Origin of the sequence: Dolichospermum planctonicum (assembly GCF_005402965.1) — a bacterium.
Taxonomy (GTDB): domain Bacteria; phylum Cyanobacteriota; class Cyanobacteriia; order Cyanobacteriales; family Nostocaceae; genus Dolichospermum; species Dolichospermum planctonicum.
This window is the reverse complement of record NZ_BJCF01000012.1, coordinates 67173-92542: the sequence shown is the minus strand read 5'-3', so window position 1 is coordinate 92542 and position 25370 is coordinate 67173. Positions and strand designations below refer to the sequence as shown.

22 protein-coding genes and 1 pseudogene are annotated in these 25370 nt (G+C 37.5%); 10 read left to right on the top strand and 13 right to left on the bottom strand.

From position 1 onward, the window contains the following. Positions 1–342 precede the first annotated feature (342 nt). Positions 343–882 (bottom strand): COP23 domain-containing protein, encoded by a 540-nt coding sequence (locus tag FFO06_RS07705; protein WP_137907511.1) that lies wholly within the window; start codon positions 880–882, stop codon positions 343–345. Between the two features lie 293 nt (positions 883–1175). Continuing rightward, positions 1176–1901 carry a S1C family serine protease gene (locus FFO06_RS07700; protein ID WP_137907510.1) on the bottom strand — a complete coding sequence of 242 codons (726 nt, stop codon included), beginning with the start codon at positions 1899–1901 and terminating at the stop codon, positions 1176–1178. Positions 1902–2086: 185 nt separating this feature from the next. Between FFO06_RS07700 and FFO06_RS07695 the strand changes: the two genes are divergently transcribed. The 3 genes from FFO06_RS07695 (at position 2087) to FFO06_RS07685 (ending at position 6868) form a co-directional block, all read left to right on the top strand. Continuing rightward, positions 2087–4489 carry an endonuclease MutS2 gene (locus tag FFO06_RS07695; RefSeq protein WP_137907509.1) on the top strand — a complete coding sequence of 801 codons (2403 nt, stop codon included), beginning with the start codon at positions 2087–2089 and terminating at the stop codon, positions 4487–4489. 141 nt (positions 4490–4630) lie between these two features. Further along, positions 4631–5233 carry a DUF3038 domain-containing protein gene (locus FFO06_RS07690; protein WP_137907508.1) on the top strand — a complete coding sequence of 201 codons (603 nt, stop codon included), beginning with the start codon at positions 4631–4633 and terminating at the stop codon, positions 5231–5233. Between the two features lie 63 nt (positions 5234–5296). Beyond that, entirely contained in the window at positions 5297–6868 is a 1572-nt protein-coding gene (locus FFO06_RS07685) for a DUF4335 domain-containing protein (protein WP_137907507.1), read from the top strand. A 280-nt stretch (positions 6869–7148) separates the two neighbouring features. On the opposite strand, the gene FFO06_RS07680 is transcribed toward FFO06_RS07685, so the two are convergent. Continuing rightward, positions 7149–7529 (bottom strand): DUF1830 domain-containing protein, encoded by a 381-nt coding sequence (locus FFO06_RS07680; RefSeq protein WP_137907506.1) that lies wholly within the window; start codon positions 7527–7529, stop codon positions 7149–7151. A gap of 576 nt (positions 7530–8105) precedes the next feature. Between FFO06_RS07680 and FFO06_RS07675 the strand changes: the two genes are divergently transcribed. From FFO06_RS07675 to FFO06_RS07650, 6 genes are all read left to right on the top strand, one after another. Continuing rightward, positions 8106–9671 carry a photosystem II high light acclimation radical SAM protein gene (locus FFO06_RS07675; protein WP_137907517.1) on the top strand — a complete coding sequence of 522 codons (1566 nt, stop codon included), beginning with the start codon at positions 8106–8108 and terminating at the stop codon, positions 9669–9671. 60 nt (positions 9672–9731) lie between these two features. Further along, on the top strand, positions 9732–11150 hold the full coding sequence (locus FFO06_RS07670; RefSeq protein WP_137907505.1) for a DICT sensory domain-containing protein: 1419 nt from the start codon (positions 9732–9734) through the stop codon (positions 11148–11150). Beyond that, a complete protein-coding gene (locus FFO06_RS07665) occupies positions 11147–11782 on the top strand; it encodes a pentapeptide repeat-containing protein (RefSeq protein WP_137907504.1) in 636 nt (211 codons plus the stop codon). The genes FFO06_RS07670 and FFO06_RS07665 overlap by 4 nt, the downstream gene beginning before the upstream one ends. A gap of 609 nt (positions 11783–12391) precedes the next feature. Continuing rightward, positions 12392–13279 carry an SMP-30/gluconolactonase/LRE family protein gene (locus FFO06_RS07660; RefSeq protein ID WP_137907503.1) on the top strand — a complete coding sequence of 296 codons (888 nt, stop codon included), beginning with the start codon at positions 12392–12394 and terminating at the stop codon, positions 13277–13279. A gap of 41 nt (positions 13280–13320) precedes the next feature. Next, the gene (locus FFO06_RS07655; protein WP_137907502.1) at positions 13321–13953 is read left to right on the top strand and encodes a YdcF family protein; all 633 of its coding nucleotides are present in this window, start codon (positions 13321–13323) and stop codon (positions 13951–13953) included. A gap of 68 nt (positions 13954–14021) precedes the next feature. Continuing rightward, positions 14022–14954: an RpnC/YadD family protein gene (locus tag FFO06_RS07650; protein WP_137907501.1), complete on the top strand. Its 933-nt coding sequence runs from the start codon at positions 14022–14024 to the stop codon at positions 14952–14954. A gap of 72 nt (positions 14955–15026) precedes the next feature. Here FFO06_RS07650 and FFO06_RS07645 read toward each other — a convergent pair whose 3' ends face one another. After that, positions 15027–15938 (bottom strand): DUF2887 domain-containing protein, encoded by a 912-nt coding sequence (locus FFO06_RS07645; protein WP_137907500.1) that lies wholly within the window; start codon positions 15936–15938, stop codon positions 15027–15029. 20 nt (positions 15939–15958) lie between these two features. Between FFO06_RS07645 and FFO06_RS21135 the strand changes: the two genes are divergently transcribed. Beyond that, complete coding sequence (locus FFO06_RS21135; protein WP_162501182.1) at positions 15959–16096, top strand: hypothetical protein; 138 nt, start codon at positions 15959–15961, stop codon at positions 16094–16096. Positions 16097–16333: 237 nt separating this feature from the next. On the opposite strand, the gene FFO06_RS07640 is transcribed toward FFO06_RS21135, so the two are convergent. From FFO06_RS07640 to FFO06_RS07600, 9 genes and pseudogenes are all read right to left on the bottom strand, one after another. Next, complete coding sequence (locus FFO06_RS07640) at positions 16334–17434, bottom strand: glycosyltransferase family 4 protein (protein WP_137907499.1); 1101 nt, start codon at positions 17432–17434, stop codon at positions 16334–16336. A 197-nt stretch (positions 17435–17631) separates the two neighbouring features. Further along, on the bottom strand, positions 17632–18795 hold the full coding sequence (locus tag FFO06_RS07635; protein ID WP_137907498.1) for a polysialyltransferase family glycosyltransferase: 1164 nt from the start codon (positions 18793–18795) through the stop codon (positions 17632–17634). Positions 18796–18862: 67 nt separating this feature from the next. Then, entirely contained in the window at positions 18863–19615 is a 753-nt protein-coding gene (locus FFO06_RS07630) for a glycosyltransferase family 2 protein (RefSeq protein ID WP_137907497.1), read from the bottom strand. A gap of 41 nt (positions 19616–19656) precedes the next feature. Beyond that, the gene (locus tag FFO06_RS07625; protein ID WP_137907496.1) at positions 19657–20079 is read right to left on the bottom strand and encodes a beta/alpha barrel domain-containing protein; all 423 of its coding nucleotides are present in this window, start codon (positions 20077–20079) and stop codon (positions 19657–19659) included. A 224-nt stretch (positions 20080–20303) separates the two neighbouring features. Then, the gene (locus tag FFO06_RS07620; RefSeq protein WP_137907495.1) at positions 20304–21629 is read right to left on the bottom strand and encodes an EpsG family protein; all 1326 of its coding nucleotides are present in this window, start codon (positions 21627–21629) and stop codon (positions 20304–20306) included. A 125-nt stretch (positions 21630–21754) separates the two neighbouring features. Next, the gene (locus FFO06_RS07615) at positions 21755–23005 is read right to left on the bottom strand and encodes a glycosyltransferase family 4 protein (RefSeq protein WP_137907516.1); all 1251 of its coding nucleotides are present in this window, start codon (positions 23003–23005) and stop codon (positions 21755–21757) included. 300 nt (positions 23006–23305) lie between these two features. After that, a pseudogene (locus FFO06_RS21905) lies at positions 23306–23479 on the bottom strand (RNA-dependent DNA polymerase); the annotation flags it as partial. A gap of 12 nt (positions 23480–23491) precedes the next feature. Then, complete coding sequence (locus tag FFO06_RS07605; protein ID WP_137907494.1) at positions 23492–24430, bottom strand: polysaccharide pyruvyl transferase family protein; 939 nt, start codon at positions 24428–24430, stop codon at positions 23492–23494. A 20-nt stretch (positions 24431–24450) separates the two neighbouring features. Beyond that, complete coding sequence (locus FFO06_RS07600) at positions 24451–25359, bottom strand: glycosyltransferase family 2 protein (protein WP_137907493.1); 909 nt, start codon at positions 25357–25359, stop codon at positions 24451–24453. Positions 25360–25370: the final 11 nt, after the last annotated feature.

Below are 25370 nucleotides of genomic sequence, written 5' to 3'. Positions count from 1 at the left end.
CCCAACCTACAATTTTTGAGAATCTGGTGCTTGAATGCGATAAGATTCACCTGGATTGATTACATGATCATTAGTTAAATAAGTAGGTTGGGTTGAGGAACGAAACCCAACACTTCTTGACAACTTCTTTAAATTAGTTGGGTTTCACTTCGTTCTACCCAACCTACAATTTTTGAGAATCTGGTGCTTGAATGCGATAAGATTCACCTGGATTGATTACATGATCATTAGTTAAATAAGTAGGTTGGGTTGAGGAACGAAACCCAACACTTCTTGACAACTTCCTTAAATTAGTTGGGTTTCACTTCGTTCTACCCAACCTACAATTTTTGAGAATCTTCTTTATTGCATCTTATTTGCTGGTGGTGTATTCAGGAATTGGCGAATATCAATGTAAAATTTCCGTTCTCCAGAATATTGGATAAGAGGTCCGGTCGTAGTACTACTACCAAACCAGAGTTTGTTTAAGTGTCTGAGAACATTCTGAGACTTGTCCTGAGGTCGCAATGTAAATAATACAGTATCACAACCACCATCACCATCTATTGAACTCACAGAACAAATTACTTTATTACCGTTTTGAAAAGCATTGGTAACGTAATTAAGACTGCCGTTATTAAAAGCTGTTTGGAAGTTCTGAGAAACTGTTTTACAACGTTGTTGTGGTTTAACTCCTCCTAATACAGATGTCCAAGTTACCATTGCTTTTTGGAAATTTGGTGTCCAAAGAAAAGTAGTAGGAACAGACTTTCCATTTTCGGAGTAACGACTTGTAGAACAGATAAAGCGAATTTGATTATTAGCGTCTTCTTGAGCAAAAACAGGAGTAGATGCTAATGTGGTGGTTAAAAACAGTGTGGTTAATAATGTTAATTTCATCATTTCTTAAATCTCCTACTTTGGGAAAGGGACATTAATTTCTGTGGGGTGGGCATCCTGCCTGCCCAGATAGACAAACTAGAAGCTAGGAACAAGAATCTCCTCATTTGGGAAAGGGACAATTTAATTTCTGTGGGGTGGGCATCCTGCCTGCCCAGATAGACAAACTAGAAGCTAGGAACAAGAATCTCCTCATTTGGGAAAGGGACATTTAATTTCTGTGGGGTAGGCATCCTGCCTGCCCAGATAGACAAACTAGCTAGAAGCCTATGCCAGTCTCAATTCTCAACAGACTATTAGCGCCGTAAACGGGAAATATTTCCCTGACGAATTGCCGTTAAGAAAGGTTGTATTTTATTTACCAGGATAGCAATACTAATACCAGTATTACTGCCATTTCTATCAAGTCGAATAGCAGTATTTACGCCAATAACTTGGGCTTGGGAATTGAGAAGTGGACCACCAGAATTACCAGGATTAATTCTAGCATCATGTTTAATGATACCATCTTGTTCGTCAAGATTGCTCAAAACACCAGCAGTAAAATTATTTTGATTGTCATAGCCAAAGGGACTACCAATAGCATATACGGACTGTCCTACTTGGGCTGATTTTGCTAAAGATAATGTGGGTAAATTCCGCTGGTGACGAATTTTAATGGCTGCTAAATCTAGACCGTTTTTAGCAAAGCCAATTACGTCAGCAGGAAGTCGTTTACCATCTTCTAAAATTACAGTCACGGTTGCGGGTGCATCTTCCAAAACGTGAGCATTGGTAATAATTAATCCGTCTCGACTCACGATAAAACCACTTCCAGAAGTTTTACCAGTGTTGATGTAAACTACAGCGGGACTGGCTTTTTGATAAACTTTAATTCGTGTTTGTTCTTCTGAATTTTGAGATATGATAGATTGAGAATAGTGATTTGCTGGGGTCAAAGCCAACCCATTCAGTGATCCTAGAGCCTGTACAGATAAGACAGCAAGCCCTGTAACTGCTATCAGATATGGTTTTCTGTTCATTGGTGAACTTGGTAGACACTAAGGTAGCTATGAGACTGTATTCTCCATATTATCCAGGATAAATGGAAAAACCTAGTCAATGTTACGATTTTTGTAACAAAAAAACCAGAAAAATTTTCTCCTGGAAAATCTAGTCTTTGAGCAACTAAAATTGTTACTATAATTTCAGATTAGTTGTTGAAACCTTGATTCAATCTGAAACCTTAGAATTACTAGAGTGGCCTCGACTGTGCCAGCACCTTTCTACCTTTGCGGCAACTAAGTTAGGGTCTATAGTTGCGCGTAACTTGCCCATTCCTGAAACTCAGGCAGAAAGTGAACAGTTATTAGCGCAAACTAAAGAAGTTTATGAATTGGAAAGTCGTTTACATCCGGGATTATCTTTTGAGGGTATACAAGATATTGGTGATTCCCTAGAACGGGCTGCACTGCAAAGTATTTTACCAGGGGAGGAGCTTTTAGCGATCGCTACTACCCTAGCAGGTGCAAGAAATTTACGCCGTGTTATTGATAATCAGGAAAATATCCCGGTTTTAAACGATTTAGTCTCAGAATTGCGGACTTACCCGGAATTAGAGCAGGAAATTCACCGTTGTATTGACGAACGTGGGCAAGTTACTGACCGTGCTAGTCAGAAAATGGGAGAAATTCGGGGGGAATTGCGGAAAGTTCGCAGCCAAATTACCCAAAAACTGCAAAATATTATCCAAGCAAAATCGGGAGCGGTTCAAGAGCAGTTAATTACACAAAGAGGCGATCGCTTTGTTATACCTGTAAAAGCTCCGCAAAAGGACGCAATTCCCGGTATTGTTCACGATACCTCTACCAGTGGTGCAACTCTATATATAGAACCTAATAGTGTTGTACCATTGGGTAATCAACTACGTCAAATTATTAGAAAAGAACAAACTGAAGCGGAAGCAATTCGCCGAACTTTGACAGAAAAGGTAGCAGAAGTTACACCAGATTTAGAAAGATTATTAGCCATTGTCACCACTTTAGATCTAGCGGTAGCCAAATCACGTTATAGTTTCTGGATAGGTGCTAACCCGCCACGCTTTGTCAATCCTCAAGAAAATGAAATTATTACCTTGCGAAATCTGCGCCACCCGTTGTTAGTTTGGCAACAGCAGCACGAACAGGGAAATGCAGTAGTACCAGTAGATTTATTGATTAGTCCTCAAATCCGGGTAGTCACAATTACAGGACCAAATACTGGGGGAAAAACGGTAACTTTAAAAACTTTGGGATTAGCAGCGGTCATGGCTAAGGTAGGTTTATTTATTCCTGCCCGTGAACCGGTGGAAATGCCTTGGTTTAGGCAAATTTTGGCTGATATTGGTGATGAACAGTCATTACAACAGAGTTTATCTACTTTTTCTGGACATATTCGCCGCATTAGTCGAATTTTAGAGGCATTAGAACCCGGACAAAATGATTTTTCCCCCTTAGCAATTAATTACCAATCTCTGGTATTACTTGATGAAGTGGGTGCAGGTACAGATCCAGCGGAGGGAAGTGCGTTAGCGATCGCTTTACTCAAATATCTCGCTAATCATACCCAACTAACTATGGCTAGTACGCATTTTGGCGAACTTAAAGCCCTCAAATACGAAGATCCTCGGTTTGAAAATGCGTCCGTAGAATTTGACGAAACTACCCTGTCACCGACTTATCGTCTATTGTGGGGTATTCCCGGCCGTTCCAACGCCCTGAGTATTGCTTTACGGTTAGGGTTAAAGCCAGAGGTGGTAGCAGAAGCGAAAACCCAAGTTGGGGAAGCTACGGACGAAGTCAATCAAGTTATTGCGGGTTTAGAAGCGCAACGCCGCAGCCAGGAAACCAAAGCCGCAGAAGCCCAAAAATTATTACGTCAAGCGGAACGCTTGTATAAAGAAGTTTCTGACAAAGCCGCTGCTTTAGAAGCCAGAGAAAAAGATTTACGTGCTTCCCAGGAAATCGCCGTTCAACAAGCAATTAGCCAAGCCAAAGGGGAAATTGCCCAAGTTATCCGCCGCTTACAACAAGGGACACCCAACGCCCAAGATGCCCAACAGGCCACCGCCAACATTAATCAAATTGCTCAAAAATACGAGGCCGCACCCCCACCCAAAATCCAACCTGGTTTTATGCCTAAATTGGGCGATCGCGTGCGGATTCCCAAATTAGGTCAAACTGCTGAAGTGTTAACAATTCCCGACGTTGAAGGCAATTTTAGCGTACGCTTTGGTCTGATGAAAATGACCGTACAACTGCAAGATATAGAGTCACTAGATGGACAAAAACCAGAATCAGTAGTTAAACCTAAAATAACCCCATCTGTAATTATACCAACACCACCAGCCCCAGCCATTCGTACTTCTAAAAATACTGTAGATTTGCGCGGAAAAAGAGTAGCTGATGCTGAATATATCTTAGACAAAGCCATTTCCGAAGCCCCAGGACCCTTATGGATTATTCATGGACACGGCACTGGTAAACTCAAGCAAGGGGTTCACGCTTTTTTACAACAACACCCCAGAGTTACTCACTACGAACCAGCCGAACAAGCTGACGGCGGTAGTGGTGTTACTATTGCTCATATATAAAACAGGGAGCGGGGGAGGTAGGGGAGGCAGGAGAAGTAAAGGAGGTAAGGGAAGTAGGGGAAGCAGGAGTAAATAATAATTTATTTTAGATGTTGAATGACAACTAACAACTGACAACTGACAACCGACCACTGACAAAATATGCTAAAAGTTATGCACTCAACCGCTAATTCCGCTATATCAAAATCACCTTGGGAGGATTTAAGCCAAATCCCAGCCCCAAGTACAATACAATGGGAAAATATCAAAACTCGGTTAGACTTGGCGTTACTGGCGCTAGAAACCCTAACTGGTATTGGTTCAGAAGCAATGCTATCCGCCGCAGTTAGTCTTAATTTAGAATCCAAAATACCAGATCGAGTGGCTTTATGGCGATTACGTCAATCAAATCCTCTTCGCAAAGGCCAAGGGGGACGAAAAAAGTTAGATGTTGAGGAAGCGCGATCGCTCGTACTAATTATTTGCTATCTTGCTAAACAACATCAAGAATTAATTCGCCGCGCTGTAGGTTTATTGGAACAAATGACAGCAAATAATCAAAAACCCCACCAAACTGCTTTATTAGGAGATTATATAGATGGTTTTTGTAATACTTACCAAGAACGTATGGAAGAAGAGCCGACAACCTCAATAGACTTACTTACGAAATTAGCCCTCAAACTGTTAATAAATTTACTCTTTTATAGTGCTGCTGGTGGACACCGGCGTTTGTGGTTAGCACTAATAGACATTTCCACAAAATAAGCTTTAATTTTCGATTTTCAGCCTAAAATCCGAAATTACCTATTTTTTACTTTGCAATTTGTTATGTCTTCATCAAATTCCGTCATTCGTCGCTATACCGCCCCCACTTGTACCCTGGAAATTTGGGCGCAAAATTCATCTTTGTCCCGTTGGGTGGAAAAAAATGTCATTAGAGATTTGAGTTTTCGGTTACAATTTGATCACCCAGGACTATCAGAAGCCGCTCAAATCCTGATTCAGGGTGATCATCGGCAGTTAGAAGTTTTATGTGATACTGTAACCAGTTACGTTCAAAAACTTCTCCAAGAATCTACCGCAGATTTTAGTGTCACTTTATCAAACGCCGATAATAGTAATACAACATTAGCACTGGAATCAAAAGATGTTCTCACATCTGTCCTTCCTGCTCAAATTATACCATCCCTTCACGACCAAACTACCAAAGGAAAAGTTTATTTAGAACCTAGTTATAATTTAACTCATAAACTGTTTCTTGGTGATCTTGCTAACCAGACATCTGGATCTGTGATTGAATTAAGTTTACTACAACTATTTGATTTGGCAACGGTAATAGATGAATACTCATCTAATATGATGGTATTACCAACTATCAGCACTGAGACTACTCGCCCCAGTTTACCTCAATGGGTCCCCATAGCCGCAATTTTGGTAGTAGCTGCCAGTTTAGCCCCATTTACCTGGCAATATGCCCAGAAAATTTCACCAAATCAGCAGAAAATAGCCAAAAACAACCACACTGACCCCGAAAAAGTTAAAGAACTTTCCCCTACCATTGCAGATACTTGGCCAACACCACCAGTAAATTTAAACACACCTGGAATACCGCTAATACCACCACTAGCCAATTCTACCATACCCTCAGCACCGCTTTCCTTTCCCAATGGAACTATCCCAGCCGCACCAAAAACATCACCTCAACCTGCATTAACTATACCACCTAATACTTTGTCTTATCCGGTTACTCCACAAGTTCCCATCAATATAGTACCTAATCCCCCAGGCAATTCTTCGGGTATTACTGCTAAAAGTGGAATTAATAGCACCAAACCCAAGAATTTACCCTCTACTAAAAATAATATTCCCTTTAGTGTTTATACACTACCCCCGTCTATTGCCAGTATTCCTAACCAGAGTTTTAGCAATATTCCTAATACACTTCCTAGTCCTTATCCTACGGAATTAAAGCAGGAGACTGTAGGAATTACTACTCCAAATCAGGACTCTCTATCCAAAAATAATAATAATTTAGTCAGCAGATTAAGAGCCGCAACTAAAACTACTTCGACTTTGGGGACATCGGGGACACAAGCTAGTAATAGTAAGACTTTATTTGATACAACTCAAATCGCAGAAGCGAGAGAATATCTAAATAAGCGTTGGCAACCCCCCACTGGACTAGATCAAACTTTGGAATATAGTGTAACATTGGGTGTTGATGGCACTATCGAAAGAATTGAACCTTTAAATCCATCTGCCAGAGAATATATTGATAGTAGTGGTATTCCCGAAATTGGTAAACCTTTTGTTTCTAGTAATAAATCTGGACAAAGCCTAAAAATACGAGTTGTCCTGAGTCCTGATAGTCAGGTGCAAACATTCCCAGAAACACCTTGACACTTTTCAGCCGTTATGTAACGGAGACTCTACACTTAGAATATCCTATTAATAAGCTGTTACCCATCTAAATTTGATCATCTTAATCTGGCTAAATGTTGTGGTGCGGGCATCTTGCCCGCTAGAATCATACAAATTAAATGCAGTACAGCTGAGTGAGGACTTTAGTTTTCTCCGCGAGACCCTACGCGAACAAAATCGAGGTTTAAGCCTGCTACCAACAAAAAATTATAATTTTTTGTGATCCTTGTATAAGTCCTGATTCCTTACCTCCAGATGTCTATTCAACTACTTGCAAAGGTTTTGTCGTATCTACATTTTTTTTATGAATTTCCGACCCCATTGGATGACTATTAGTAAGATTTATTTCTGGGGATGAGTTGTTTTGCTCCTCCTCACTGCTGGGTTGATGGACAATGAGGCGATCGCAGGGAATCGTATCTGATATAATAGCACTTGCCATCATTCCTGTGTGAATTTCCATTTGTGCCTGTTTAGGAACTTCAAACACTAGTCTTTGTCCAGGGAATACCACCCTTTCAAAGTACCAGTTAGGAATATTGGAGATACGAGCCACCTGGATCTTACTTGTGGCATTAACGTAGCAGCAGAGAATTTTCCCCGAATGCTCCGGTGGTAGAGGATCTAATATCTGAGCCATAACTGGTGGTAAGCTGATTTACGCCACAATTTTATTTTAGTTATGTCAACCTAACACTGGATGATCCCCTGTTACTGTAACTGCGACTACCATCTGCGATTTTCTGCATTATTCATATCTAAAGTTATATCTAGTTTCTAAAATTTTTGTAAATAAATCTATCTTTTGTTGATCAAATCCGTCATAAATAAGAATATGGCTTTTTATTCTGAATAAAACTGCTGTCAATTCTTCTTAGCTAAGAATTTCAGCCGTTACTTCCTTATCTTCATCCACCTTGGTAAATGTAAATATCTGTGACATCTATCTCCCATGAATCCCAGCAGCAAGTCATTCCTCAATTCATCAACTCAATGTTATGGTGAATGTATATGAAAATTTTGTTCATAAACCGCCTTCTATAATAAGCAAATTTTATGCAGTCCAGTTTTCAGTTTTTTGTGTAACACAAAATAACTGCAATGTCAAGGACAATCCTGATTAAGTCATATAACTTTTGACTTTTGACTCTTGACTCCCGCTGGAACGGTACTAATTTTTCCCTCAACAACGGTAAGCAGTGCAGTTAAACCCGGTATGAACCCAACTAAAATCCTCTATGTTCGTCTTCCCTGTAACCCTATCTTTCCCATTGGGGTTGTCTATCTTTCGGATCATGTTCACAAACTGTTTCCCGGTGTAGAACAGCGGATTTTTGACTTAGGTACAATCCCACCTGTAGATTATACTTCCGCTCTAGATCGGTCTATTGATGAATTTAAACCCACACTATTAGTCTTTTCTTGGCGAGATATTCAAATTTACGCGCCAGTAGGAGGACGGGGCGGAAATCCTCTGCAAAACGCTTTTGAATTTTACTACGCTAAAAACCCATTCATCAAATTACGTGGTGCTTTGGGCGGATTAAGAATTTTTATAGCTTATTATGTAGAGTTATGGCGCAATCTAGGATTGGTTAAACGGGGTTTAAAACGCGCCCAAAAATATCAGTCTCAAGCCCGTGTAGTCTTGGGTGGTGGAGCGGTAAGTGTATTCTATGAACAGTTGGGTAAAAGTTTACCTGCGGGAACAATTATTTCTGTGGGTGAGGGAGAAACACTTTTAACAAAGCTGCTGAATGGTGAAGATTTCCGCAATGAACGCTGTTATGTTGTGGGAGAAAATGCGCCACGTCCACGCTTAATTCATGAACAACCCACACCCCTAGAAAAAACAGCTTGTAATTACGATTACATTGAGACTATTTGGCCGGAATTTAGTTATTATCTGCAAGAACAAGATTTTTACATTGGTGTGCAAACTAAACGCGGTTGTCCCCATAATTGCTGTTATTGTGTTTATACTGTAGTTGAGGGTAAACAAGTCCGCATTAATCCTAGTGATGAAATTGTGGCGGAAATCCGAGAATTATACAATCGTGGTATCCGTAACTTCTGGTTTACAGATGCTCAGTTTATACCCGCACGCAAGTTTATTGATGATGCTGTGGAATTACTCCAGAAAATCGTTGATTCCGGGATGTCAGATATTCATTGGGCAGCATACATTAGAGCCGACAACTTAACACCGCAATTGTGTGAGTTGATGGTAAAAACAGGTATGAATTATTTTGAAATCGGTATTACTAGCGGTTCTCAAGAACTAGTCCGCAAAATGCGAATGGGTTATAATTTACGAACTGTTTTGCAGAATTGTCGTGATTTAAAAGCCGCCGGTTTTAATGATGTAGTTTCTGTTAATTATTCTTTTAATGTCATTGATGAACGTCCCGAAACTATTCGGCAAACTATAGCATATCACAGGGAATTAGAACGGATTTTTGGGGTTGATAAAGTTGAACCCGCTATTTTCTTTATTGGACTACAACCCCACACCCATTTAGAGGAATATGCTTTTAAAGAGGAGATTCTGAAACCGGGTTATGATCCGATGAGTTTAATGCCTTGGACTGCTAAAAAGCTTTTATGGAATCCTGAACCTCTGGGTTCTTTCTTTGGTGAAGTCTGCTTACAAGCTTGGCGACAAAATCCCAACGACTTTGGACGGGAAGTAATGAATATTTTAGAAGCCAAATTGGGTCGCGCTGATTTGGAAACGGCGCTTTCTGCACCTATACCAGAAAAACAGCTGGTGTCAATTTAAGTTCAGGTGATGAGAAATCACCGCTATGCGGACTATTAAAACTCAAAAAACCCTAATTTCATGTTACAAGGTTCAATTCTCCAACAGTTAGAAGCTTCCCACCGTCATAGTTCGCGCCCAATTCATTTTGGGGTGTACTATAAGAATACCTTGGTTGCCCTCTGTCATGCTTTAGAAGACCATATTTTAACTAGAAATAATGCTCCTTTGGTAATTACGGCTTTCCAAGAGGGTAAATGGTATTTAGAAGAAGCGGTCAGATATGCAGATATCGCTCAACACAGCCAACAAATTGTCATTATGGCCGCTGCTGACGCTGGTTTTGCTGAACATCCCACTAGTCAGTTAAGTAATGTTAATCTGGTAGCATTGGCAACAGATGATCCTGTGGCTCAGGAATGGCATTTGATGATTTTATCACCAGATTACACGGCGATGGTAATTTGTCAAGAGTTATCCCCAGATGATTATGGGAGTGAGGGCTTGCCAAGTTCAGATTTAGAGCGGAAATTCTACGGTTTATGGACATTTGAGCCGAAATTAGTCCAGGAAACCGCAGAATTAGCGATCGCGCATATCCAAGACTATCATCCCGAATTAGCACTGAAACTTACTCAATATAAAGAGGCAATTCATACACATATATCTTCATCAGCGGATGTGGCTACTGTCGTAGCCCGTGTTGTTGATTACCTGAAAACAGGACAGGACAACTTATCTATTCCCGTAGCATCTCATCGAAAATCTCTGGATCGTAACTTGGTATCTAATGAAATCCAAGCATTTTTACGGATGGCGCAATTGATTGATCTAGCAGATATCAATCACCATGGTGTAGCCACGGAAGTAGCATCTGTAGTAGAAACAATGGGGCAACTGTTAGATATACCTGCATGGCAAATTAAAAGATTACGTCTTGCGGCTTTGTTACATCGGATAGGTTCACTGCAAAACGTTGAGAGTTTGATTACTCCTAGTCACTTAACCACGGCTTATCCAGAAAAAGCGCCTAGTTGTCCTCTGGCTTGTCCCCTCGTACCAGGAGCGCAAGCATTACGAATTATGCCACGACTACGGGCAATAGCGCAAATTATCACCCATCAAACCGAATGGTGGAATGGAACTGGTGAACCTGCTGGTTTAGCTGGTGATGATATTCCTTTAGAATCACGAATTTTGTCACTGGCAGCAGAATTTATTATACAACTTAATCAGTATAAATATTTAGGTAAAAGCGAAGGGGAAATATTTTCTCAAGCTTTAGATCAGTGTCGGCAACAACAATCTAGCCGCTTTGATCCTAAACTTGTAGATACCTTAAGTTTATTAGTCATGGGCTTACAACAGGGACTTGATTTATCCGTGATCAAACCGAAAGTCGGCGGCGGTTTGTGGTTACTTGATTCTCGTTGGGATAGCCACAGCAAAAGTAGTGAGCAGATTTCAGTATACAGCACACCAGGGAGAATTTACGGATGATTAGCAACAATAAACAACTTGCCGGCGCAAATTTAGAGGATGAGGATCTATCTCACTTAGATCTAAGAAAGATAAATTTAACAGGGGCGCATTTAGTAGGGACTAACTTTAGTGGTTCTCAATTGGAGGGTGGCCATTTTGCCGGAGCCAACTTAATGGGTGCAAATCTGCAACAAACTGACTTGCGGGCGAATTTAATTGGTGCAAATTTAATGCAAGCTGATTTGACCGGTGCAGATTTACGTGGTGGCAATTTGAGGGGTAGTAACTTGATGGGAGCAATCCTGAATGATGCGTCTTTAGCTGGTGCTTTTTTAAGCGGTGCTAATTTGATGGGTGTAAATTTACAAAGTAGTGATTTACGATGTGCAGATTTACGAGGTGCTAATTTAACGGGGGCTAATCTCAAATGTGCAGACTTAAGCGGTGCAGATTTGCGAGGAGCTTTACTGACTGAAGCGAATCTTGAAGAGGCTGATTTGCGAGGGGCTAACTTAGCAGGAGCGGATTTAACTGGAGCGAATTTACTTTGTGCGGAAGTAGATGCTGTGAAGTTAAATGGCGCAAGTTTAGATAAGGTATGTATGGTGGGTACAGTTTTAAAAACTAGTACCGAATATATGGTAAAATAGTTTATCTTTTTTTTTCATGCTTATTTGCCTTTTAGTAAAAAAGGGATTCGTATAAGCAATGCTGCCGGGGGGTTCTATTAAGGGTTTGTAACAGTTGTGGTTTTTGTATCTCACTCAACCGATAACCCTATTTCGGTTACTGTAAATACAAGAGTTTTCTCTTATAATTCTAAGCTTTAACATTAGACCTCTTGCAAAATTAATTTTATGTTATGATTGAGGGCTGTGTTAATTTTAGATAAAAGTTAGAGTTACACGGCTATGGTTGAATTTGCGATCGCAAAGAACACCAAAAATACATAAAACCTAAAACCTCCTATCGTACCACAGAAACAATTGTGCAAGAGGTCTATTAGCCTAATGTCAAGAATATCGTAAGTGACTTTTGTGAATGAAAAGGAAGTTTAGATTAGCTTGGCTGGTTTTGGCGATCATGTCTGGGTTAACGGGCATAACTCCCATTATCCCAAAAATTTTTAGGTATGAATGTCTTTTAAGCCGGGGATTTACTCCCCAGTTATAAGTTGATTATATTTGATGTTATCATCTCAATTGAGAGGAGGGGAGTGTCAATAGTTCGATTCTTAATTGGAAATGGTGAAAATTTTGATGGATTGGCTTAAATCTGAAAAATACCAACTTAATCATGTTTTAGCAGCACGTTCTCGTTTGGGAGAAGGACCAGTTTGGGACTCAACCAAAGGTCTGCTTTATTGGGTGGATATATATAACCATAGGGTAAATCAATTTGATCCCACAACTGGAGAGAACCTTTTTTTTGATGTGGGAGATGTCGTCGGTTCGATTGCGATCGCAGGTCAAGATAGACTCATTATGGCACAACGCCATGGATTAGCCTTTTTGCATCTTAAAACAGGGAAAACAAGTCCGCTTATTGCAATTGAAGCGGATATGACAGACAATCGCTTTAATGACGGTAAATGCGATCGCCAAGGTCGTTTCTGGTTTGGTTCTATGTGTCCAGGTAAAAATCAGGGTAGCCTTTATTGGTATGATCCTGATGGTTCATTGCATTTAATGGAGACAGGATTAACCATTGCCAATGGTTTGGGGTGGAGTCCAGATGAAAAGATTTTTTATTTAACCGATTCTGCTCAACAAAAGATATATGCTTACAACTTTGAAGCAGCAACAGGTAGAATTAGCGATCGCCATATTTTGGTAGACTTAGCCGGTGAGTCTTTTTATCCTGACGGGCTGACTGTAGATAGTGAAGGGAATATTTGGTCAGCAATGTGGGATGGTTGGTGCGTAATTCGTTTTAATTCTCAGGGTGAGGAAACCTTACGGATACCCTTACCTGTGCAACGTCCGACAAGTTGTACTTTTGGTGGTCAGGATTTGCAGACGCTTTATATTACGACAGCTTCGGTTGGTTTAAGTGAGGAAGAAATTCAGAAAAGTTTCTACTCTGGCGATTTATTTGCTCTCCAGACTGATATAACTGGATTACCTACTGATAATTTTAGGCTTTAAGACTAGCCTAATGTCAAGAATATGGTAAGTGACTTTCGTGAATGAAAAGGAAAAGGAAAAGGAAAAGGAAGTTTAGATTAGCTTGGCTGGTTTTAGCCGCCGCCCTTGGTTTATCTACCATAATTCCTGTGAGGATAGCGATAGCTTTTCACCAAACTGCCGTACCCCAAGCAATTTTTGTATTGGGAGGTGATTATAAAAGAATGGAATTTGCCGCCCAGCTTTGGCTATCGCACAAAGATTTAGATATTTGGGTTTCTGATTGTGACTATAACCTAAATTATAATCGCCGCATTTTTCAACGGTTTGGTGTTCCCAATCGCCAATTGCGGTTTGATGGCAGAGCTACGGATACAGTCACTAATTTTACATCTATGGTAGACAAGTTTGCTGCTCGGAAGATACAGCATATTTATTTGATTACATCAGATTATCATATGAGGAGGTCAAAAGCGATAGCGAAGCGCTGCTGCAAGCAGTTCGCTACTATTGTCCTTGGTAGTCAAGGGATTGTGGTTACACCTCTTGCTGTACCTTCATGGGGAGATAGGTCAGAATCTTTGGTGCGGGTGTTGCGAGATTGTGGGAGATCACTTTTGTGGATTTTTACAGGAAAGACAGGAGCCAGTTTTAATCCTCGTCTTCTGGTAAAGATTTCTAAGTATAATGGGTGATTAAATTCCATAAATTAGCTCATTGCGGATAAAATAGATCTAATTTAGCGGTCAGTGTATCACCATAAATGACTAAAAACCCTTTTGATCAATTTTCCAAACAGTTATTTGCAGAATTTCTATCCTCCTTGGGTGAGGTGCGAATAAATTATGAAATACCTGGAGAACCCAGATTTGTCGTTTGGTTTACACCATCGACTCAACAGCATCAGTCAGAAAATTTCGGTATTTTAAATAAAATTGCTGTAACCAGTTGTTTATTAGAACCCTTTCGCAAGCAACCAACAGAAAGAGAAATCCGCAGTTGTTTAGCCAAACTATTCCACCTAGAAGCAGATTTACAACGTCAAGCCAAACGAGATAAAAAAAGTATTCCTGACCATGAACTACCAAGATTGTGGATTATTGCTACTTCTTGTTCTGATAAACTGCTGAATAAATTTATGGCCAGTGAGGATGAAAACTGGCTGCCAGGTATTTACTTTCCGTCACCATTACTGCTGACTGGAGTAATTGTGATTGATAAGTTAGCGAATACTCCAGAAACTCTCTGGTTGAGGATTTTAGGTAAAGGAATAATTCAACAAGCTGCAATTAATGAAGTAATTGCTTTACCCGAAGATGATAGAAAACGCTATACTATTTTAAAGTTGTTAGGGACTTGGAAGATTACTATGGAAATAAGCAATGAGATTGATGTTGAAGATAGGGAGTTAATAATGAATTTAACACCGGCTTATTTAGAGTGGGAACGGATAACGGAACTTCGTGGTTTAGAGCGCGGTAAGGAAATAGGCAAGGAAATAGGTAAGGAGCTAGGTAAGGAACAGGAAAGACGGCAAATAGTAGAAAACCTGCTTTTAGCTCGATTTGGCTTTATAGACGAGCAATTAGCGGCAGTTGTTCAGCCTGTATTAAATTTAACACCTCACGAATATACTACCTTGCTGTTGCAGTTGTCTAGTTTATCTCGTGAGCAGTTATTATCCCGATTTCAATAGACCTCGGAGGGAGAAATCAGTTTCCTGCCTATATCAAGTTAAAATCCTTATTCAATTCAGCAAGGTCGATTATCACTTCAGATTCTCCTGGTTACTTAACCAAGTATCTAGGTCTGTGGGGTTGATAAAATCAAGGAGGACTTCTCCTAATGCTTCCAGCATGGGAACGGATAAAGTGCGAATTTGGGTTTCTTGATTTGGGGTCATTACTCCAAAACGACGTTTTAACTGACGGATAATCAGTTTCGCTTCCCCTTCCTGTCTACCTTTTTGCTCACCTTCCTGTCTACCTTTTTGCTCACCCTCCTGTCTACCTTTTTGCTCACCTTCTTGTCTACCTAATTGGAAAACATCTTGATAAAAACGGGTTTGAGTAATATCAGCGGTTTTTAGGTCTAACATTTTTAATATTTCCTCCAAACTCAGGTTAGGGAATTTGTTTACCAGTATAGCTTCAACTAAATCAAGTTTTTGTCTAAATTCTGCTTGACTTTTACTACTTTCTAGTAGGTTTTGAGCGGCTTGAACGGTTTTTGTTTTCGGGAGGATAATCAGTTGCAGTAATGCTAAATTGGGACTGAGGGGATTTTGATGTAGCAGGTCTTGTAAGTAGAGTCTTTGGACTTGTTTATCTAACTGGAATTGGTAAGGAATTTCTGAACCCAGGTCATGACGACGGGATTTGAGAATTAGCAATCCTCGCCAGGGTCTGATAATTTTATACTGTTTAAGATAAAGGTAAATTTCTGCAAAGTAGCGTCCATAAAAGTCTGTATCTGGTTGCATTTGCGCTTCTAGAAAGACTAGGGGGAGGTTGGGGTCATTTTCTACGGGGGTTAAAATCCCATCATGGCGAAATTCCTGTTCTTTAATGACTGGTGCTGAGTAATCGAATTGACAATCTGGGGGGATTCCAGGGAGGAGTTCGGCGAGAAGACCTGGTTGATTGAGAAATATGCGGTAAAATAGCTTATCGTTCTTCATGCTTATTTACATTTGAAAACATGAGCGATCGCAAAGTACTGCTGCAAGCATCTCGCATAAGCACTGCTGAGAGGGGTTATATTGAGGGTTGGCAACAGATGTGGTTTTTATATCTCACTCAAGCAACAACGGTATTTCGGTTACTTCAAATACAATAGTTTTCTCTTATAATTTTAGGGTTTAAGATTAGCCTAATGTGCAGCACTGACGCGATCGCTTTTCACCAAACTTCCGTACTCAAGCAATTTTCGTGTTATACTAAACATGGGTGAGATTTAAACTTTGTTCCAGTATAGCGAATTTACTGCATTGAATATTTTAAATATCCCTAAACCAATTAATATTGTTACACAAAGTGTTGTATATTCTTGCAACTCATCATGATACTAACTATATCATAGAGACTTTATGTAATAAGCAACATCATTGATAATTTTATCCCATTGTAAACAATGTCTATAAAATTCAAAACTGTTTTTTGATAGAGAATTTCTCAGGTCTGAATCAGTAACCAGTAATTCAACGTATTTTGTAAATACACTCACGTCTTTAGCTGGACTTATAAACCCTGTCTCTCCATGTTTAACCATTTCTGGCAAACCACCCACATCGGAAACTATTACAGGACAGGCATTATAATATGCAACTGGAATCATGCCACTTTGTGAAGCGTCAATGTATGGCAATACTAATACATGAGAAGATAATAACATCTCATCCATTTCATCATCCGAAAGAAATTGATTGACCACATTTAATCTTTTCAATTTCTTAATTTTTTCAGTATAGGGTGACAAATCTCCATAACCAGCCAGCAGAAATTCACAATCAATTTTATCTTCGAGCGTTGCTATTATGTCAAGAAAAATGTCTATACCTTTATATTTATCAATTCTACCTATCAAACTAACAAACTTTTTCCCAACTTTTGATTGAGGTAAATTATCTCTACTAATAGTCCTATTTACTCCATGTAGATACGAGAATATTTTAGAGTCGGGCAGAGAAAAATGTCTTTTAGCAGATGATTTGAGGTAATCCCCATAAACAGTTATATGATCAGATAAATTCACCTGAGTTGTTTGAAAAGCATCTATAAAAAATCCATTTTTCGTATTTGCGTGTGGAGTGACATCATGAATATGTGAAACTAGTCTTAACTCCATATCAGGTAATAAATTAATTATTCTTACTGCAAATGCAGTCATAGCGTTAAGAGGATGAGCAGATATAAAATATATGACTACTTTTTTTTCCCTGGCTATTATAGCCATAATCTTAATCATTTTAAATATATTAAACACATCTAGAGCCATACGAATATGGCTACCAGATTCAGAAATACCAAATATTTTGGGATCATTAACACCTTTAGCATATTCTTTGTCAGTCAATACATAAACATTGAAATATTTGGAAAAATTTATTCGATAACAGTCCAAAATAAGTTTCATTCCTATTTTAGCGTTGAAAGCAATTAAAATTAATTTCTGCATAATTTCTGTCCATTTAACAGGCTTTTCTGATTGAAAAAATTTTCTCTTTCTCTTGTGATCTAAAGTTATCAGATACAAGAAATTTTGCCAATCCGAAATAAGTTTATCAAACTCAAAAATTTCATATCCTAAAATTTTGCTCTATGTCTGTGTCTTTTTTTCTCTGTGTAATAAACACTATAAAACCAAGCTGACATTTAGGATACAGCATTTAAGATAATTTTTGCCGTTTTCTGCAATGGATCTTCACCATCAAAATAGAAAAAGTTTTGGAACTGAGATTTTAACTTGTTTTCACACTCGTTTTCTAGGATAGAATTGTTATTTATAAAATCAACTAACTCTTTAACATCAGCAGTTTTTACTCTGCAAATATCTGTAAAATATGAAGGTATTTCATGACCTTCAAAATCCCACAACAGCACATTTGTATTTACCATTGCTATGACTGCCAAAACAGTTGAATAGTGACCTATATAATGGCTACAATGAGGAATATTATTATTGCAAAATTCCGCGTTATTAACTTCTTTCAACTGCTTGTATAAGGATACATCACTTCTTGGGTGCAGTTTTATATATATTTTTTTATCATTTGGTATGCTAGAAGACAAAATATTGATAAAATTCAAAAAGTCATTTCTAGGTAGTCTCCCATCTTCTACTAGGGTTTGAGCAATATAACAAATTGAATTTTCCCGAATAAGACTACTAATATCCTTAACTTTAATTAAATCTGGATAACCAATTACGTACTGAGACTCGTCTGAATATCCAAACTGTTGTCGATGGTATTCTTTCCAAAAATTACCGTATACTAGAACTTTATCTACATTAATTTTGTTTTTATCGATTGAACCAGTTATATTTTGTCCAAAAACTAAATTTTTAATGTAGTATTGTAAGTATTTTATTTTATCTTCTTCGACTATTTCAGCTATAGTTAATGCATACATTATATATCGTAAAGTTTTTACAAGTTTTTTCAAAAAAAGTGATGGTTCCCTTTTAAGGAATGGAATATAAAGACCATGCTGGAACATAAAAGTTTTTATCTTCAATGTTTTGGCAAGACTTATATATGCTGAATCAGGAATCCTTTGAGCCATGACTATTAGAGCATCTGGCTTAAATGTAGTCAATTTATGACTAATATTTGTTTTACTTGGGAATCCACTATAAATAATTTCTGAATTGGCTGGTAATTTTTTCAAAATTTCTTTTTCAGAAGCACCATCTTTTTCGTCATAAATAAATTGATATTTATTACCAGGACACAAATTTTCAATAGCATGAGCTATTGATGCTGGATGCCTAGTGTGGCTGGAAAGATGAAGGTCGAAAAACGAAAAGTTAGGCATTTCTTGCGTCTCACTATAATTCAGTATTTATCTTACTTACCGTAGAACAAATTTTTCTCACAGCGGCCTATTTGAACTTGATTGCAAAAGGAGAACTGATTTTGAAAAATGTCTTTAAAAGTAAAAGTCTGTTGATAATATTTATGATCAACTTATCAAAGGGATTAGTAGCGTACTTACTGCGTATTTGTGACTGTTCTGGCATACCTCCCTTTGAAGCACCAGCCGGTGCAGATTTTGCCACCGTTATAGGCAGATAAAATATTTCCACACCCCTCAGCATCCTAATAAATACGTCATAGTCCATACAATGTTTGAGTGATTCATCAAATTTGTAATTCTTGTGTAAATTGGTTTCACAAAAGAAAGCTTGATGAGGCAAAAACATAAAATATTTGAGAAAATTTGATGGTAGTTTTGGTGGGCTATACATAAACTCTTCTCCTTTTACAAATACAATTCTACTACCAACCGCACATTTCCACTTATATTTTATATAACTACTAACTACCTCAGAAACTACACTTGTTGAAAAAAACAAGTCCCCAGAATTTAAAAAAAAGATTAAATCCCCTGTACTTCTGTCTAGACCTTTATTAAAGGCACTTGATATACCATTATCCGGTTCTGAAACATAAGAAAAATTTTTAGTATGTTGATAAGACTGCAAAATTTCTCTCGTTCCATCATTAGAATCACCGTCTACAATGATATGTTCAATATATTCATAATCTTGCCCTTTGACTGAATCTAATGTTTTCAATAAACCTTGAAAATCATTTCTTGATATTGTTACTATGGAAATTAGACAATTACTCATATAAATATGTTTCCAATTACGTAAATTTTATCTCACTATTACTAGACATTTGTTTTGCTAGGATCACTCCACAGACAGCTTTTGTAATTATCGCGGCTTTTGTTTCTCATGAAGTTTTTCACTATTCGCACTAAAGTAACTAGGGATTTGGATGCTGGCTTAAACAAATGGCCAAGGCCACCAACTACACCATCAGGATGTTTAACAAGTTCACTGCCATTAACCATAACCCCAATTTTGAGGTTTTCTGGAATATCAAACTGACTGATGAAGTTCTCCATTGTGTATGCACAACCACCTTTAAACCCCTTGCGATTAAATGACCTAAAGCCTAACTCAACATAATCAACAGAAATAGCAGACATTGCCTGGAGATATTCCTTGATGAGTTGGGGATTAAAATCCCACTCGTTGTAGTATCCTCCATCCCGCAGGGTACAGTCAATCAGTTTAATTTTATCCATAGCAGTTTAACCTCTTTACTTTTACAGTACAGCATTGTATTATCATGATTTCACTTCAAGGGTAGTAGGAAAAATATATTTCAGAAAAACACAAGTAATTATATGGCTAGTTTAGATCAAATTTCATTAAGAAGCACAGCTTTTAGCGTATAACATGAGAATCTTTGCATTTAGCGGGTAATCTCCAATACTCATAGTAGGAGTTTGACAGTTTTCGGAGATGTCTATTGTGAAAATAATAATTGAAAGTATCCTGTAATTGTTGTAGATAGTTCTTGATTTTCAAAAAAAGTTAGGTAATTATTTTCATTAAGTAACGCAATAGCAAAATATATTGATCTTACAATAATCCATACTACTAATATAAAACTATAGATGTTTATTGAACCATCAAGTTTACCAGAATAAATAGGAATAATGTAAAAAAAACCTGGTAAGCAAAAAAATAACGCACTTGCCCTCATATTAAACCCAAAAGTATAAACAGCGGCGTAAAAAAATAACATAATAAAGAAAATTCCCACCCATCTAAAAAATATTAATGAATTAAATTTATTAAATTCAGATTTCAATAAAAATATTGATATAACTGAGTAGTCAAGTATCGAACGTAGCTGGTTCCTAATGTTAAAATGATCTTGATTAAAATTAGCAGATTGCGCACCAGAATAACTATTGATCTTTGAAGTAAAAATATCTTGAGACAAAGCAAATTCTACAAAATTTTGGAAAATTACACTAGAAAGTGGTAATACTATAAATATATAAATTAATGAAATATTTTTTTTATTATTTAGTATATCTGGAAGTTTGAACACTTTGAAAAAGTGAATCAAATAATGAGTTATTTTTTCATAAATAAATACTCCAATTATTGATAAAGAAGAATTGTGAGTAAAATAAGCAATACAAATTAGGGATACGGATTTAATGTAGTTACTTATATATAAGCTGGGTATGATAAAAATAAAAGAATAAAACTGTGGCATCCAAAATAACTGATAATAATAGCCATTAGACATTATATTGATCAAAATTATCATTGGATACAATTCAGGGACAAATATCACTGAATAAATAGTTATTGCGGTGTTGATAGTTGCAGATTGAAACAGCAAAAAACTGAACTCATCGCCACTTGTTAGTTTACTAACAAATTGAGAAAGAATGAAAGCAACTGGTTCTTTGTCTGTATCAAAGGCATCAACAGTATGGAATAATGGCTCATAGTAAAGCAACTTATAAACCCTAATATATACATCTGTATCACCAAATGGCGTTATGCTAGCATTGTAAATAATTATAGTAAATAGCACTAATATTAATGGAATTAAGTTTTGGAGGAAAAGTATTTTTCTGTCTATTATTTTATTTCCAGAGATATTAATTTGACAATATAGTAGAAGAAAGAATGTTCCTATTATTGGAATAATAGACCAGAGAATTAAAGAAGTTGCTAGAATGAGATATTTAGCTTGGTAAAGTTTAGCAAAAACCTGGTGTAAAGCCATTCCTGGCACTTTATGGTTTATACTTTCGACAAAGATCATAATTAATTCTCCTAAGTATCATAGATGATCTTAAAATCATGATTTTGTCGTTACCTCAAAATCATGATAGCGCGACAGGATTGTTTAAACTAGATTAGTCATAAATTTGTATAATCAACTTCCTCTTATGACTTATAGTATATATTTTTATATATATCAAGATAATTTTGAGCTTGTATTTCTAAAGAAAAGTTATTCTCAACTTTCTCACGACCATTAACGCCTAACTTCTGTAATCTTTCCTCATCCTCCAATACCCAAGCAATTCCTCTAGCTAAGTCTTCTACATCAAAAGGTTTAGCCAAATAACCATTTTTTTGATGTTCTATCATATCACACATACCGCCAATATCAAAAGCCACGCAAGGAGTACCACAAGCTAAAGACTCCATAACCGTGTTTGGTAAATTATCTTGCACAGAAGGAGCAAGAAATACATCCGCCGCTGCATAAACTAAGGAGAGAGAAATATCATCATTTAATCTACCTAAATAATGTGATTTAAAGCCAAGTTCAGTAGGGTTTTTAGGTTGAGAAGATCCAAATACAACCAATTCTACTTGCTCTCCCCACCCAGATTGGGTGAGATTTTGTAAAGCTGATTGTAGAAAATTAAAACCTTTTCTAGGATCGCTCGTTGCACTCATAGCTCCAAACAGAACAAGTTGCTTATCTTCAGGTAAACCGAGAATAGATCGCGCTACAGATTTTTCGATTGGTTTATACTGTTTCGTATCCAGTCCATTAGGAATAACCTCAATTCTGACATTTTTTAGTAAGGAACTAGAAGCAGCACATTTAGCTAACCAATGGCTAGGAGTAACTATAGTTAAATTTAAGTCTTGCCATGCCTTGGCTTTACGTTGCCAAATCCAGCGCGATAAGTCTTTTTCCCTATTGCTGTGTAGTTGAGGACAAGCCCCACAGGAGTTTGTGTAATTCATACAATCTCCGTTGTAGTGACACCCTCCTGTAAATGCCCACATATCATGCAGTGTCCAAATTATGGGTTTTTTGAATTTAGCAATAGTCTCTATTTTTAGAGAGCCACCATTAATCCAGTGTAAATTAATCACATCAGGATTAATTTGAGCTACTTTTGCGGCTAGGTTATCTGGTAGCCATTGAACGGAATAAGTAGAGCGATCGCGCTGGGGATAAATTTGTAATGGTAGACTATCGAGAGTGGGTTTTAATTTGCCAATACCTTTACCTAGTTTGCTTGCTGGAGAAATTACTTTGTAATCATCACTCTGCTTGTTTTGTACAAGCATTTGGGAATCTACACCAATACTTTTTAAGCCTTGATGTAAACGATAAGTAGCGCGGGCAGCACCCCCATTAATATCATTAGTGCTAATTAGCAGTGGTTTAATCATTAAACATTTATGGATTACATCATATAAGTCAGACATGAAACTCTTAATTTGCCAGCTATTGTATGGATTTACAGCAATTTAAGTGCCTCAACAAATGGGGACTTACTACCCCAGTGCGTTTTCATTCTCGGAGGTAAATTCGAAAATCATTTCCCCAAAACCCTTTCCCACAGGTCAATAAAAACTTTTTTTCCTATGATTAATTAATATCAAAAACAAGTACAAATATTGATTGTCAAAATTGATTGTCAAAAGGTTCTGGCCATCGCACGCAATTTTAGAAAATGAAAATCCTCTGCTTACTACCCTGCCCTGGGGTGTTCCTTGTTCAGGAAATTCTGGGTTAACTCCGGCTTTAAGCCATCGGAAAATTCCTAGTCTTATACTCTTGGGATCGATGAGTCTATCCATAATGGCGGTGTGGTTTATCCTGTCGAAGCATTTTTCAATATCGAGTTCTAACACTCGTTTGAAATCGTTTACTTAAAATTGTTTTTTCCACTGATTAATATTATCCCAAGGTAATTGGATGTGAGTAGCATTGGCTGAGTCTATCCAATTCTTTATACCTTCCCAATCATTTCTAGGAACTACAGGTAAGTTAGTATCTTTAGAAATTTCGATAGCTCGGTTATCAACCGCTAGAATCAAACTCCGCTTTTTGCGCTGTAATGCCCGAACTCCAGCGTGTAATCGGGTGCCAATGTAATCAATGTCGAGATTTAATACTTCATCTAATGCTTGTAAACTCGGGTTAATATAGATTGCATTATCACCATAAATACTATACATATGATCGTAGTCTTTTGGTTGCTGTATCCAAAAATAAATATTTTTGTAATTCTCTTTGAGAATTTCTATTAGCTTGAAGTCAAATTCTTTATTTTGATTATACTCTGTGAAAGTAACTAAAACAGAATCTGTTTTCCTTCTGGGAATATCCGCACAATGCTCTTCAGTTAATGACCACATTGTTGGACAAGCAGTATTAACTACATTTTTGAATCCTATTGATTCCAATTGTTGTTTTGTATAATTATCTCTCACAGAGTGAAGATATTCTTTATGTAAAACTCTGCGATATAGTATTCCTGTGTATAAATTAGGAGTTTTCTGATACTGCCACCAACCTACACCCATTAGTATTACACTTTTAATAAAAAACGAATCTAATAAACTAATCTTCCACTGATTATAGGAGTTCATATTAGAAGATAAAAGATTTGTTCCTCCAACAATAGCATAATCACTATTTTGTATGGATTTATAGGATGATTTACCTATGACATCATGGGTCTGGATTTTTATAAAAAAATCACTTTTAAATAAGCTATTTAAGATTTTCTCAACAGCCTCCATTATTACTTGATCTCCCAAGTTTGAACTACAAATAGATGTATCAAAAATAGTAATTTTTTTCATGTTAATAACAAGTGAAGGTATTATTTATTGCCGAATTTCAACAACTTACTTTTAATCCTATCAAAAATATTTTTGTTTTTGATAAGCTTGTGAAATAATTTGCGATCATAATCTCTATCCACAACTGTGAACTTATTTATTTTCAGAGGAAACTCTATTTCAGTTGATTTAATATTTGCTACTGCTGAGTCAGCTGATTTTGTATGGGTTGCATCATTGCCAAAACCAATATTAGAAATTAAGTTAACAGAAGGAACAATTGATAAGCCAGACTGTACTAAACGAGCAAAGCCCCATTGATAATCCCATGTATCAATCATGCCATTAGAAACTTGCTCCCATATTTTTTTTCTATGTACATATTGTTTTTCACTAGCAAGAACATCACGACTGCGAGCTTTTACTTCAGTATCAGCCCACAATTTCATTTCATAGTCGTAATGCTTCCAAGCCCTTTTCCAGGATGCCCAACCCCAAATACCACCGTAGTAAGAAAAATGATAACTTTGAATAGTCGATTTCCAAGTTCCTAAATAATTAGTCCCGCTAACCATCATAATTCTTTCATCATCACGATATTTATCTAGTATAACCTCGCAAAATTCAAAGAACGTAGGGTCAGGTAAGCAATCATCCTCCAAAATAATAGCCTCCTCCACCTGATCAAACACCCAATCTATACCTGTTGATACGCGCTTGCCACATCCTAAATTAACATCTGAATAATTAGTCAATACCTCACATTCCCAATCCACACCCTCAATAATCGCCCTGGCAGCAGCACATTTTTCTGCTTCTCCCGGACGGTCTGCACGAGGTCCATCGGCAATTACCAAAAGCTTGGGAGGTTTGGCATCACGAATGGCTTCAAATACTCTTTTGGTTGTATCTGGACGATTGAATATGATAAATGCAACTGGGGTTTTCATAATTATTTTAT